The 12,743-nt window shown below is 62.7% G+C and carries 10 protein-coding genes and 1 tRNA gene; 4 read left to right on the forward strand and 7 right to left on the reverse strand.

Translation table 11 applies throughout. The features are described 5' to 3' along the window. Nucleotides 1–48 precede the first annotated feature (48 nt). The 7 genes from B0G75_RS21180 to gloB form a co-directional block, all read right to left on the reverse strand. The gene (locus tag B0G75_RS21180; RefSeq protein ID WP_106309784.1) at nucleotides 49–558 is read right to left on the reverse strand and encodes a DUF4149 domain-containing protein; all 510 of its coding nucleotides are present in this window, start codon (nucleotides 556–558) and stop codon (nucleotides 49–51) included. Between the two features lie 20 nt (nucleotides 559–578). Continuing rightward, nucleotides 579–1,055 (reverse strand): transcription elongation factor GreA, encoded by a 477-nt coding sequence (greA, locus tag B0G75_RS21185; RefSeq protein ID WP_012433846.1) that lies wholly within the window; start codon nucleotides 1,053–1,055, stop codon nucleotides 579–581. Between the two features lie 151 nt (nucleotides 1,056–1,206). Continuing rightward, complete coding sequence (gene carB / locus B0G75_RS21190; RefSeq protein WP_106309787.1) at nucleotides 1,207–4,461, reverse strand: carbamoyl-phosphate synthase large subunit; 3,255 nt, start codon at nucleotides 4,459–4,461, stop codon at nucleotides 1,207–1,209. 220 nt (nucleotides 4,462–4,681) lie between these two features. Further along, nucleotides 4,682–5,836, reverse strand: coding sequence for a glutamine-hydrolyzing carbamoyl-phosphate synthase small subunit (gene carA, locus B0G75_RS21195; protein ID WP_106309790.1), 1,155 nt, complete (start codon nucleotides 5,834–5,836; stop codon nucleotides 4,682–4,684). Between the two features lie 492 nt (nucleotides 5,837–6,328). Beyond that, nucleotides 6,329–7,570: a nitrate/nitrite transporter gene (locus B0G75_RS21200; RefSeq protein ID WP_106309793.1), complete on the reverse strand. Its 1,242-nt coding sequence runs from the start codon at nucleotides 7,568–7,570 to the stop codon at nucleotides 6,329–6,331. Nucleotides 7,571–7,776: 206 nt separating this feature from the next. Beyond that, the gene (locus B0G75_RS21205; protein ID WP_106310081.1) at nucleotides 7,777–9,471 is read right to left on the reverse strand and encodes a transglycosylase SLT domain-containing protein; all 1,695 of its coding nucleotides are present in this window, start codon (nucleotides 9,469–9,471) and stop codon (nucleotides 7,777–7,779) included. A gap of 156 nt (nucleotides 9,472–9,627) precedes the next feature. Further along, a complete protein-coding gene (gene gloB, locus B0G75_RS21210; RefSeq protein WP_106309796.1) occupies nucleotides 9,628–10,419 on the reverse strand; it encodes a hydroxyacylglutathione hydrolase in 792 nt (263 codons plus the stop codon). A gap of 19 nt (nucleotides 10,420–10,438) precedes the next feature. On the opposite strand from gloB, the gene B0G75_RS21215 reads away from it, so the two are divergent. From B0G75_RS21215 to B0G75_RS21230, 4 genes are all read left to right on the forward strand, one after another. Continuing rightward, on the forward strand, nucleotides 10,439–11,302 hold the full coding sequence (locus B0G75_RS21215) for a class I SAM-dependent methyltransferase (RefSeq protein ID WP_106309798.1): 864 nt from the start codon (nucleotides 10,439–10,441) through the stop codon (nucleotides 11,300–11,302). Then, nucleotides 11,299–11,745, forward strand: coding sequence for a ribonuclease HI (gene rnhA / locus B0G75_RS21220; RefSeq protein ID WP_106283734.1), 447 nt, complete (start codon nucleotides 11,299–11,301; stop codon nucleotides 11,743–11,745). The genes B0G75_RS21215 and rnhA overlap by 4 nt, the downstream gene beginning before the upstream one ends. A 79-nt stretch (nucleotides 11,746–11,824) precedes the next feature. Then, entirely contained in the window at nucleotides 11,825–12,559 is a 735-nt protein-coding gene (dnaQ, locus tag B0G75_RS21225) for a DNA polymerase III subunit epsilon (protein ID WP_106309801.1), read from the forward strand. 48 nt (nucleotides 12,560–12,607) lie between these two features. After that, nucleotides 12,608–12,682 (forward strand) — tRNA-Val (locus tag B0G75_RS21230). Nucleotides 12,683–12,743 lie beyond the last annotated feature (61 nt).

Here is a 12,743-nt window from a genome sequence, read left to right on the forward strand (position 1 = left end):
GCTCCAGTTTGCATACTCAGCGCCTGAAAGCAGCCACGGCCGCTCGTGTCAGCCGGCGACGTTCCCCGCCGTGCCGCGAGCACCCTGCTCTGCGGACGCGACGCCTGCGCCGGCGGGCAGTTTCCACACCAGCGCCACACCCAGCAGGCTTTCGATCAGGTAGAACAGACTCGACACGCCGTGCAAAATGCCGAAGCGTGTTGCATAAGCCGAATGCCCGACATCGCTGCCCGCCTCGAGCGCGGCAATGCGCATTGCATTCATAAAAGGCTGCAACGCAAAGTAACCAACCAGTACGCACACCAGCATGCCGGCGATCAGCCAGCGCAACCGGCGATACGCATCGCTGCCGCGCCGAACCAGGACGTTCGCGAGACCGAGCAGCAAAATGCCGCACACCGCACCCAACACGCCTTCAATGCGGAACAGTTGCGCGGCCACCGCGCCGGCCGTCATCCGGTCGAGCGAGGTGAACAGCACAGGCGCGACCGCATAGCCGATAGTCAGCAGACTACCGACCCACACCACCGTCAATAACCGGAAAAATCGATGCGGCATCAGGGACACCGGAACCGCCTTCAAACGTAGCTAACCGCGATGATTTCGTATTCGCGCACGCCGCCCGGCGCCTGCACCGACGCAACGTCGCCTTCCGACTTGCCGATCAGGGCGCGCGCAATCGGCGAGCTGATCGAGATCAAGCCATGGTCGATGTCCGCTTCGTCGTCGCCGACGATCTGATATTTGACCGACGCGCCCGAATCCAGATCTTCCAGTTCCACCGTCGCGCCGAACACCACGCGTCCGTCCGCTTCCACAGCCGCCGGATCGATGACTTGCGCGCCGGCCAGCTTCGATTCGATTTCGGCAATACGGCCTTCGATAAAGCCTTGCTTTTCCTTCGCCGCGTCGTATTCCGCGTTTTCCGACAGATCGCCCTGGGCACGCGCTTCCGCAATCGAATTGATCACCGAAGGACGCTCAACCGATTTCAGGCGCTGCAATTCATCGCGCAACATTTCCGCGCCGCGCTTAGTCAATGGAACAGTGCTCATAAACAACTCTATGCAAAAAACAGCCGTAAAAAAAATCACCGCGGTTAAGTGCATTCCGTGGGGGCCAGAGCGCCGGGCAAAGCCCGGCGTCAAGCACCTGCGGAACGCCGCTTAACCGCGGCACTTACATCTTGGACAGGTATTCGAAGCCTTAGTTTAGGCGAGCGTGGAGGCCTTGTAAATCATAGACTTCCAGGTCCTTCAAATAGCGCAAACCTTCCACAGCGGCACGCGCACCGGACATGGTCGTGTAGTACGTGACCTTGTTTGCCTGCGCGCTCATGCGGATCGAACGCGAGTCGGCGATCGCGGCGCGGGTCTCGTCGACGGTCGTGAAGACCAGCGCGATCTCACCGTTCTTGATCATGTCGACGATGTGCGGACGGCCGTCCTTCACCTTGTTGACGACCTTCACCGGCACGCCGGCCGCTTCGATCGCGGCGGCCGTGCCCTTGGTTGCCACGATCGGATAGCCGAGTTCGTGCAGCATGCGCGCGACTTCGACTGCCTTCGGCTTGTCGGCGTCCATCACGGTCAACAGCACCGTGCCCGACTCCGGCAGACGCGAGCCCGCCGCGAGTTGCGACTTGAACAGCGCTTCGCCGAACGTCTGGCCCACGCCCATCACTTCGCCGGTCGAACGCATTTCCGGTCCGAGCACCGGATCGACTGCCGGGAACTTGACGAACGGGAACACGGCTTCCTTCACGCTGAAGTACGGCGGATCGATTTCCTTCGTCACGCCTTGATCGGCGAGCTTCTGGCCGACCATGGCGCGCGCCGCGATCTTCGCGAGCGGCAGGCTGGTTGCCTTCGACACGTACGGCACCGTGCGCGAGGCGCGCGGGTTCACTTCGAGCACGTAGATAACGTCTTCTTTCGAGCCGTCTGCCTGCGGCACCTGCTGAATCGCGAACTGCACGTTCATCAGGCCGATCACGTTCAGCGCCTTCGCCATTGCGCCGGTCTGGCGCTTCAGCTCAGCCACGGTTTCCTTCGACAGCGAATACGGCGGCAGCGAGCACGCCGAGTCGCCCGAGTGCACGCCCGCCTGTTCGATGTGCTCCATCACGCCGCCGATGAACACCGCTTCACCGTCGGAGATGCAATCCACGTCGCATTCGATCGCGTCGTTCAGGAAGCGGTCGAGCAGCACCGGCGAATCGTTCGACACCTTCACGGCCTCACGCATATAGCGCTCGAGGTCGCGCGGCTCGTGGACGATTTCCATCGCGCGGCCGCCCAGCACGTACGACGGACGCACCACCAGCGGATAACCGATTTCGTCGGCGAGCTTGAGCGCTTCGTCTTCGGCGCGCGCCGTACGGTTCGGCGGCTGGCGCAGGCCGAGGTCCTGCAGCAGCTTCTGGAAACGCTCGCGGTCTTCCGCGGCGTCGATCATGTCCGGCGACGTGCCGACGATCGGCACACCGTTCGCTTCGAGATCCAGTGCGAGCTTCAGCGGCGTTTGACCGCCGTATTGCACGATCACGCCGACCGGCTTTTCCTTGTCGACGATTTCGAGCACGTCTTCGAGCGTCAGCGATTCGAAGTACAGACGGTCGGACGTGTCGTAGTCGGTCGAAACGGTTTCAGGGTTGCAGTTGACCATGATCGTTTCATAGCCGTCTTCGCGCATGGCGAGCGCGGCGTGCACGCAGCAGTAGTCGAACTCGATGCCCTGGCCGATCCGGTTCGGGCCGCCGCCCAGCACCATGATCTTCTTGTTGTTGGTCGGGTTCGCCTCGCACTCTTCCTCGTAGGTCGAGTACATGTAGGCGGTTTTCGTGGCGAACTCGGCCGCACACGTATCGACGCGCTTGTACACCGGGCGCACGTTCAACTCGATACGGCGTTGACGCACTTCCGCCGGCTTAGCGCCGAGCAACTTGGCGAGACGGCGATCCGAGAAGCCGCTTTGCTTCAGATACTTCAGTTCTTCCTTGGAGAGGCTCGCGAGCGTACGACCGGCCAGCGCCTTCTCCTTCAGGATGATCTGTTCGATCTGCGCGAGGAACCACGGGTCGATCGAGGTTTCTTCGAAAATCTCTTCGGCCGTCATGCCGACACGGAACGCGTCGCCCACGTACCAGATGCGATCAGGACCGGCTTCGCCGATCTCGCGGATGATCTCGTCGCGGTTATCGGTCTTTTCGTCCAGACCGTCCACGCCGACTTCCAGACCACGCAGCGCCTTCTGGAACGATTCCTGGAAGGTGCGGCCAATCGCCATCACTTCGCCGACCGACTTCATCTGCGTGGTCAGGCGCGAATCGGCTTCGCGGAATTTTTCGAACGCGAAACGCGGGATCTTGGTAACGACGTAATCGATGGTCGGCTCGAACGACGCCGGAGTCTGGCCGCCGGTGATTTCGTTCTTGAGTTCGTCGAGCGAGTAGCCGACTGCCAATTTCGCGGCGATCTTCGCGATCGGGAAACCGGTCGCCTTCGACGCCAGCGCCGACGAGCGCGACACACGCGGATTCATCTCGATCACGACCATCCGGCCGTCTTTCGGATTGATCGAGAACTGCACGTTCGAACCACCGGTGTCGACACCGATCTCGCGCAGCACCGCGAGCGATGCGTTACGCAGGATCTGATATTCCTTGTCCGTGAGCGTTTGCGCCGGCGCGACGGTGATCGAGTCGCCGGTGTGGATGCCCATCGGGTCCAAATTTTCGATCGAGCAGACGATGATGCAGTTGTCCTTCTTGTCGCGGACCACTTCCATCTCGTACTCTTTCCAGCCGAGCAGCGACTCTTCGATCAGCAACTCGCGCGTGGGCGACAAATCGAGACCGCGCTTGCAGATCTCTTCGAACTCGTCGCGGTTATACGCGATACCGCCGCCCGAACCGCCCAACGTGAACGACGGACGAATCACGACCGGATAGCCGCCGCTGCCCGTTTGCGAAGCGATGTCCGCTTGCACCGCCAGCGCTTCTTCCATGGAATGCGCGGTGCCCGACTTGGCCGAACCGAGGCCGATTTTGGTCATCGCGTCTTTGAACTTCTGGCGGTCTTCCGCCTTGTCGATCGCTTCCGGCGATGCGCCGATCAGCTCGACCTTGTACTTCTCCAGCACGCCGTGCGCGTGCAGATCGAGCGCGCAGTTCAGCGCCGTCTGGCCGCCCATCGTCGGCAGGATCGCGTCGGGGCGCTCCTTGGCGATGATGCGCTCCACCACTTCCCACGTGATCGGCTCGATGTAGGTGACGTCGGCCGTGTTCGGGTCGGTCATGATCGTCGCCGGATTGCTGTTGACGAGAATGACCTTGTAGCCTTCCTCACGCAGCGCTTTGCATGCCTGCGCGCCCGAGTAATCGAACTCGCACGCCTGGCCGATAATGATCGGACCCGCGCCGATGATGAGGATGCTCTTGATGTCTGTCCGCTTGGGCATAACGCTCTCGCTAATGTATTCCTGTGTCGACGGGAGTTAGCGCTTCAGCGCCTTACTCCGGTCCCATGCAACCTGGTTGCTATTCTTTCCGTCGGCGCGCGCCGCTGTGGCGTTGCGCGCGCTCTGCTTTGTCTGCTGCGGCTCGCCGCGTGTGCGGCACTGTGCGTCGATCGCGCGCAGCGCGGCGCGAGCCGTGCGCCGCCGAGACTTCGATGCCGCTTTATGCCGCTGCGGTCTTGCCGGCCTTCTTCGTGTCCATCAACGCCGTGAAGCGGTCGAACAGATAGGCGATGTCGTGCGGACCAGGCGACGCTTCCGGGTGACCCTGGAAGCAGAACGCCGGCTTGTCGGTCAGCGCAAAGCCCTGCAACGTGCCGTCGAACAGCGACACGTGCGTGGCGCGGGCGTTGGCGGGCAGCGTGTCGGCATCGACCGCGAAGCCGTGGTTTTGCGACGTGATCACCACGCGGCCATCCTCCAGATCTTTCACCGGATGGTTCGCGCCGTGGTGGCCCGTCTTCATCTTCATGGTTTTGGCGCCGACCGCGAGGCCCATGATCTGATGGCCGAGACAGATGCCGAAGGTCGGGATGCCGCGCTCGATCAGCTCTTTGGTAGCCGTGATCGCGTAGTCGCACGGCTCCGGGTCGCCGGGGCCGTTCGACAGGAAAATGCCGTCCGGATTCAGCGCGAGCGCGTCAGCAGCGCTGGCTTGCGCCGGCAGCACGGTGACGTGGCAGCCGCGTTCGGCCAGCATGCGCAGGATGTTGTACTTGACGCCGTAGTCGAACGCCACGACGCGATACTTCGGCGCCTTTTGCGTGCCGTAGCCTTCGCCCAGACGCCATTCGGTCTGGGTCCACTCGTAGGTTTCCTTCGTCGACACGACCTTCGCGAGGTCCATGCCCGAGAGGCCCGGGAACGAGCGTGCGAGTTCGATCGCCTTGGCTTCGTCGTCCGAACCGGCGAGGATCGCGCCGTTCTGCGCGCCCTTGTCGCGCAGAACGCGGGTCAGCATGCGGGTATCGAGACCGGCGATGGCGACCACGCCTTCGTCCTTCAGGTATTGCGGGAGCGTGCGCTCCATGCGGAAGTTCGACGCGAGAACCGGCAGATCACGGATGATCAGGCCGGCGGCATGGACTTTCGTAGCTTCGACGTCTTCGGCGTTCACGCCGACGTTACCGATATGCGGATACGTGAGGGTCACGATCTGGCGCGCGTAGCTCGGGTCAGTCAGGATTTCCTGATAGCCGGTGATAGCGGTGTTGAACACGACTTCGCCGATGGTATGCCCGGGGGCGCCGATCGAGTAACCACGAAAGACCGTGCCGTCGGCGAGCGCGAGCAGAGCGGGAGAAAATGACGGCAACACGGGAGACTCCTTGGGGGAACACCCTGTTGCCGACCTGTCTATCCGACTGCGAGCCGCAGCGAAACGCATCGAGGATGCGCGCGCAGACTCGCTCGCGAACTGCCGTTGACGTTGCAAGGGGCGCGATGGGTCCATTGTGTGGACGGATCGGCTGGGGGCGGGGCCCTGCTTGCTACGCCGGTGGCGCGCGGCGGATGAACGGTATGGGAGAGGTAGGCGCTAGGGTGCGGGTTGATAAGCTCAAACCTCGGAATTATAGCGTGAAAATGCCCTTCTCTCCAAATCCGAGATGGCGTCGACCCGTGGAACACCGCAGCTCGAAACCGCTGAAAGCCTTGCCGCACCTGGCCCGGACGGTGCTCTGGAACGTTTCGGCCAGCGCGAATCGGGACAGAGCCGCGCGATGGGGCACGACCAGCGAATTACCGGTCGCCAGCGCCGTGACGACCAGCGAAAGGGCGTGCCCGGCGGCAGACTACGGGTTGCTTTACCTCAAGCGTCCTGCTCGGCGTGGACCTCGGCCGGAGGAACCAGCTTACGGCCGGGCAACACGTACCAGATCGCGCTCGCCACCTGCAGCGCCACGAGAATGCCCCAGGCCGTCAGATGCGCGGCCGCCGGATAGTGGCCGCCGCTCGCCGGCCAATGGGACAGCACCGCGCCGACACCGATCTGGAAGCCGAAAATCAGCAGAAAGATGATTAACGTCAGCGTGGTATTCACGCGGCCGATCATCTGCGCCGGGAAGTGCCGAGCCATAACCGCGTAGCTGAGAATGCCAGTGCCGCCGAAGATCCCATACGCCGCCCACAACAGGCCCGCTGGCAGCGGCGCCTTGAACATGATCAGCAACTGCGTCACGACGTACAGCGCCATGCCGATGCCGCAGAACGCATAGAGCGAGATACCGCGCCGTTCGAGACCGCGCGCGGCCGCGCCGAAGCCCACGCAGCCGGCCATCATCGCGAAGCCGAGAATCGAAACAAGCGCAGCGGCTTCGCGCGGCTCGAAGCCTTGCACGTCACGCAGCCACGCCCCGACCCAGAGCGACTGCATCGCGTAAAAGACGCCTTGCGTGACGACTGAAAACGACGCGATCTTCCAGAACGCCGCGCTACGCAAGATATGCAGCGTGCCTTTGAACTGCGCGCCCAGACTCGCCTGATGATGCGATTCCTTCGTGTCCGGCGCGAGCGTCCACTGCGCCAGCGCGACCAGCACCGTCAGCAAACCCAACCCGACGCAGACAGCGCGCCAGCTGGCGAACGTCAGCGCCCATGTCAGCGGCGAGCCGACCATCACGCCGCCGAAGCCGCCGATCGCCATCACCAGTCCGTTCATCAGCGGCAGGCGCGCGGCGGCGAAGTGCTGCGCCAATGCCTTGAAGGCGGCGCCAAGGCACACGGAGACGCCGACGCCGATCAGCAGGCGCCCCACCATCATCACGCCGACGCTATGGGCAGCGCCGAACACCCAGATGCCGAGCGCTGCAAATAGCAGCGTGACGGCCGTGACACGCCGCGCGCCGAAGTGATCGAGCAGGACGCCAGCCGGAATCTGCGCACCCGCGAAGCCGAGAAAATAGAGACTGGTGAGCAGGCCCAGATCCGCGGCCGACAAACCGAGATCGTGCGTGATAAACGGTGCAAAGCCGAGGTTGACGCCGCGAAACACGTAGGAAACAAAATAACCGGCGGAGAACAGCAGGAAGACGCGCAACTGGGTCGACGACATGAGCTTGGAGTTAGACGGCTGGCGGATTGAGTTTGACCGAAGCACGAAAGATAAAGGAAAAGCGCTGACTTTGCGCGAATGATCTGCGGAATGAAAAACGCCGTCACCACAGGTGACGGCGTTGCAAAAAGCATGGTGCGTGATTGGAGCGCAATTCATGCGCTGCCCCGCAACGCATGCGGTCACTACCGTTGAACCGCAATGGTCTACTTACCCTTCTTCGCGCTGGCCGCGGTCTTCGGGTGGCTCTCTGCCGCAGGCTTCGACGCCTTGCTGGACGTGGAAGCCGACACCTTGGTCACCTTGCCCTTGCTGGCGCTGGATGCCGTCGGCTTGACGACCTTACCTACCGGCTCGGAAACCTTCACCACCTCTGCCCGGCCACGACCCTTCTTCTTGTCGTAGCGCGATTCGCTTCTGGTGTCTGCGACGCGGGTGCCGATCTTCTCGACGCCGCCGCCTTGCACATCGGTCGCGATGCGTTCCGGACCGGGTTCGCTCGGCATGGCTTTGCCGACCGGCACGTGCAGCACGATCACCTGACCGCGCGAAACGGCGTCGCGATGCGTACGGTTCCATGCCTTCAACTGGCCGACCGACACGCCGTAGCGCACGGCAATGGCCGCCATCGACTGATTGCGGCGCACACGGATCAGCATCTTGCGCGTATCGGGGACGTCGGGCTCCATGGCCAGCACGGCGCTTTCGGCGACGTCGGCGCTGATGTCCTCGTCGTCGTCCGAACCGCGCGGCACCACGATTGTGGAGCCGGGTTTCAAACGCATGCCGACCGGAATCTTGTTCACTTCCATCAGCGTGTCGGCGTCGACGCTAATCTTCTGCGCGATTGCCGCAGGTGTCGCGCGTTCGGTGACCGTGTACGTGGTCCACGACGACAGCGAGCCGGAGTAAGTCTTCAGATTGCGTTCGAAGGCGCTGGCGTTGTCGAACGGCAGCAGGATTTGCGGCTGCGTGGCGCCGAGAATCACCGGCTTCCTGAACGACGGGTTCAGCGCGCGAAATTCGTCCGCGGACAGGTTCGAGAGCTTGGCGGCCATGTCCACGTCGATGTCGTGCGAGGTGGTCACCGTCACGAAATACGGGTGATTCGGAATGGTCGGTAGCGTGAGCCCGTACATTTGCGGGTTCATCACGATGTTCTTGACCGCCTGCAGTTTCGGCACGTAGTTACGCGTCTCGTTCGGCATGCGCAGGCTGAGGTAGTCGGTCGGCAGGCCCGCCGCTTCATTGCGCGCAATCGCGCGCTGCACGTTGCCCTCACCCCAGTTGTACGCCGCGAGCGCCAACTGCCAGTCGCCGAACATGTCATGCAGACGCGACAGATAGTCGAGCGCGGCGCTGGTCGACGCCAGCACGTCGCGGCGCTCGTCCTGCCACATGTTCTGCTTGAGGTTGTAGGTGCGGCCCGTGCCCGGCATGAACTGCCACATGCCGGCCGCCTTCGCCACCGACAACGCCTGCGGGCTATACGCCGACTCGATGAACGGCAGCAACGCGAGCTCGGTCGGCATATGGCGCGCCTCGAGCTCTTCGACGATGTGGTACAGGTATTTCTGCGAGCGCTCGGTCATGCGCTGCACGTAGTCAGGCCGTTGCGCATACCAGTTGACCTGCATGTCGACGAGGTCAGTTTGCAGGTCCGGCATCTGGAAACCACGGCGAATACGGCCCCAAAGGTCGGCGTCGGCGCTCGTCAGCTGAGTGACGGAGCCTTGATCGACGTTGATCGTCTCTTTGGCGGTGGCTGACTTGCGAAGGGCGTCTGCTACGGCTTGCTGACTGGCGGGGTTGGTTGCGGTGTTCGGAATGCTCGTCGTCGGTCCCTGGCTCGCGCAGGCGGCGAGCGTCAGGACCAGCAACGCACTAAAGATAAATCGCATGAAAATCTCGGCTTCCACAAGGGCTGGAATTTGCAGCCGATAGTACGAAACGGCAACGTTTACGTCAATCGGAAAATTACCAAAAAATCAAGTAAATCTTGGGCTTGGCGAATTTTTCCGATTCTTCGCGTGAGGATTACCCTGCCCGGGGTCGGGTCAACGGAAGCGGTTCTTCCATTCGCGCATCAAGGTAAAGGCCGTCAATCGATCCGGCACTGCCTCGTGCAACTGCTCCCGCAAGCTCGCCTGCACCGCTGGATCGCCGGCGCGTAAAAACGGATTCACTGCGCGCTCATGGGCGATCGTGGTGGGCAACGTGGGCACGTCGCGCGCGCGCAGTTCGCTCGCTTTGTCCCGCCAGGCTTGCAGTTCGGCGTTGCCCGGCTCGCAGGCGAGCGCAAAGCGGATATTCGACAGCGTGTACTCGTGCGCGCAGTGAACCTCGGTCGCGCCGGGCAGCGCGGCCAGCGAATCCAGCGAGGCGAGCATCTGCTTCGGCGTGCCTTCGAACAGCCGGCCGCATCCGCAGGCGAACAGCGTGTCGCCGCAAAACACGTGCGGCGTGCCTTGCGGGTCGGCCGCCTGGAAATAGGCGATGTGGCCACTCGTATGACCCGGTACGTCGAGCACGCTCAATTCGAGCGCCGGCGCCGCAATCGACACATGATCGCCATTTTTCAGACGGTGTGTGAGATGCTCGATTGCTTCACCAGCGGGGCCGTAGACCGGTACGGCCTGGCCATTCAGCAGATCGGCCACCCCGCCGACGTGGTCTTGATGATGGTGCGTGAGTAAAATAGCGCTCAGCCGCCAACCCCGTTTCGCCAGATAGGCTTTTACGGGGGCGGCCTCACCCGGATCGACGACCGCCGCATGGTGTCCGTCGGAAACGACCCAGATGTAATTGTCATCAAACGCCGGGACCGGTACGTACTCGAGCGCATTCATAGGCGACGCATTCTTTGATATGACTGACCGAGCGATTATAGACTGGCCCGCCTGGACCGACTCGCCACCTGGCCGATACGTACTCGAGTGGGAGCAAACCCAGCTCGACCGCGTGGTGTCGGACGTGTTCGGTTACCATGCGCTGCAACTCGGCTTGCCGCAACTCGACGCCTTGCGCGAGAACCGCATGCCGTGCCGCGGGCTCGTGCTCGACGCCGCGAGCGGAGCGAGCGCGCCGTATGCGTATCCGCGCGGCGCGGGCCGTGCGGCCAATGGCAATCGCAACGGTTTGAACAACAGCACCGCACAGGGCGGCCTCGTGGGCCTGCCGGCGCCGGCCGGGCGCAGTGCCGTCTGGTGCGACCTGCTGGATCTGCCGTTCGAAGCGCAAAGCGTCGATCTGATCGTCATGCCGCACACGCTGGAATTCACGAGCGACCCGCACCGTCTGTTGCGCGAAGCCGAGCGCGTGCTGATGCCCGAAGGGCAACTGATCATTCTCGGCTTCAATTCGCTCTCGCTGTGGGGGGCGCGGCAATCGGTCGGCAAGATGACCGGCCGGCCGTTCGTGCCGGCCGCCGTCGACCTGATCGCCTTCACGCGCCTGAAAGACTGGATCAAGCTGCTGGGCTTCGACCTTGAACGCGGGCGCTTCGGCTGCTATCGTCCGCCGCTTGGCAGCGAACAATGGCTCGCCCGCTACGGTTTCATGGAAGCCGCCGGCGACCGCTGGTGGCCGATTTTCGGCGCCACCTACATGATCAAGGCGATCAAGCGCGTGCGCGGCATGCGTCTCGTCGGCCCGCTGAAAGTGAAGAAACCCGTCCTCGCCGCGGGCCTCGCGCCCGCCGCCACACCGAATACACGCAACCACACTCAATGACTTCCGATCTCATCGATATTTATACCGACGGCGCCTGCAAAGGCAACCCCGGCCCCGGCGGCTGGGGCGCATTGCTGCGCTTCGGCGACCAGGAAAAAGAACTGTTCGGCGGCGAAGCCAACACCACCAACAACCGCATGGAGTTGATGGGCGTGATCGCCGCGCTCGAAGCGCTGAAACGTCCTTGCAAAGCGGTCGTGCACACCGACTCGCAGTATGTGCAGAAAGGCATCAGCGAATGGATCCACGGCTGGAAGAAGAAAGGCTGGATCACCGCCGCCAAGCAGCCGGTCAAGAACGCCGACTTGTGGAAACGGCTCGACGCGCTCGTCGCGCAACACGAAATCGAGTGGCGCTGGGTGCGCGGGCACAACGGCCACCCGGAAAACGAGCGCGCCGATCAGTTGGCCAATCGCGGCGTCGCATCACTCGCGCAGATGTAACGCCTGCTGCGACGGCGCGCGCGGTCCACTGCGTGCGCACTCTTTTTTCTGCAAATATCTCGAAGCAAGCTAATCCGACATGCGTCAACTCATCCTCGATACCGAAACTACCGGCCTGAATGCCCGCACCGGCGACCGGATTCTTGAACTCGGTTGCGTCGAAATGGTGAACCGCCGACTGACGGGCAACAATCTGCACTTCTATATCAACCCGGAGCGCGAGAGCGATCCGGGCGCGCTGGCTGTGCACGGACTGACCACCGAGTTCCTGAGCGACAAGCCGAAGTTCGCCGAGATCGCCGATCAGTTTCGCGACTTCATCCAGGACGCGGAACTGATCATCCACAACGCACCGTTCGATATCGGTTTTCTCGATGCCGAGTTCGCGTTGCTGGGTTTGCCGCCGGTGAAAACCTACTGCGGCGAAATCATCGACACGCTGGCGCGCGCCAAGCAGATGTTCCCCGGCAAGCGCAATTCGCTCGACGCACTGTGCGACCGCTTCGGCATCAGCAACGCGCACCGAACCTTGCACGGCGCCCTGCTCGACTCGGAACTACTCGCCGAAGTCTATCTGGCGATGACGCGCGGCCAGGAAAGCCTCGTCATCGACATGCTCGGCGAGTCGCACGTTGGCGGCGACGCGCATGCGCCACGCGTCGCGATCAGTTCGCTCGATCTGGTCGTGATCAGCGCCAGCGACGACGAGCTCGCCGCGCACCAGGCGGTACTCGACGGTCTCGACAAGGCGATCAAGGGCACGAGCGTGTGGCGCCTTGAACCGGCGCCGGCTGCGGATGAGCAAACCGCTTAAAAAGTACTGGACGAGGCCGAAAAACCCTGACATAATTCGGCTCTCTTCGGGTGGTTAGCTCAGCGGTAGAGCACTGCCTTCACACGGCAGGGGTCACTGGTTCGATCCCAGTACTACCCACCAGAATTTTGGTGTGTCGATCACCGAAGACTAAAGGGCTCACGTAGAAATGCGTGAGCCCTTT

The sequence above is a fragment of the Paraburkholderia sp. BL18I3N2 genome, assembly GCF_003001875.1.
Classification (GTDB): Bacteria; Pseudomonadota; Gammaproteobacteria; order Burkholderiales; family Burkholderiaceae; genus Paraburkholderia; species Paraburkholderia phytofirmans.

Bases quoted from the DNA above. Each gene is read 5' to 3' on its own strand.
- B0G75_RS21180 (WP_106309784.1), bottom strand. From the start codon at position 558: ATGCCGCATCGATTTTTCCGGTTATTGACGGTGGTGTGGGTCGGTAGT.
- carB (WP_106309787.1), bottom strand. From the start codon at position 4,461: ATGCCCAAGCGGACAGACATCAAGAGCATCCTCATCATCGGCGCGGGT.
- greA (WP_012433846.1), bottom strand. From the start codon at position 1,055: ATGAGCACTGTTCCATTGACTAAGCGCGGCGCGGAAATGTTGCGCGAT.
- gloB (WP_106309796.1), bottom strand. From the start codon at position 10,419: ATGAATGCGCTCGAGTACGTACCGGTCCCGGCGTTTGATGACAATTAC.
- rnhA (WP_106283734.1), top strand. From the start codon at position 11,299: ATGACTTCCGATCTCATCGATATTTATACCGACGGCGCCTGCAAAGGC.
- dnaQ (WP_106309801.1), top strand. From the start codon at position 11,825: ATGCGTCAACTCATCCTCGATACCGAAACTACCGGCCTGAATGCCCGC.
- B0G75_RS21205 (WP_106310081.1), bottom strand. From the start codon at position 9,471: ATGCGATTTATCTTTAGTGCGTTGCTGGTCCTGACGCTCGCCGCCTGC.
- B0G75_RS21200 (WP_106309793.1), bottom strand. From the start codon at position 7,570: ATGTCGTCGACCCAGTTGCGCGTCTTCCTGCTGTTCTCCGCCGGTTAT.
- B0G75_RS21215 (WP_106309798.1), top strand. From the start codon at position 10,439: ATGACTGACCGAGCGATTATAGACTGGCCCGCCTGGACCGACTCGCCA.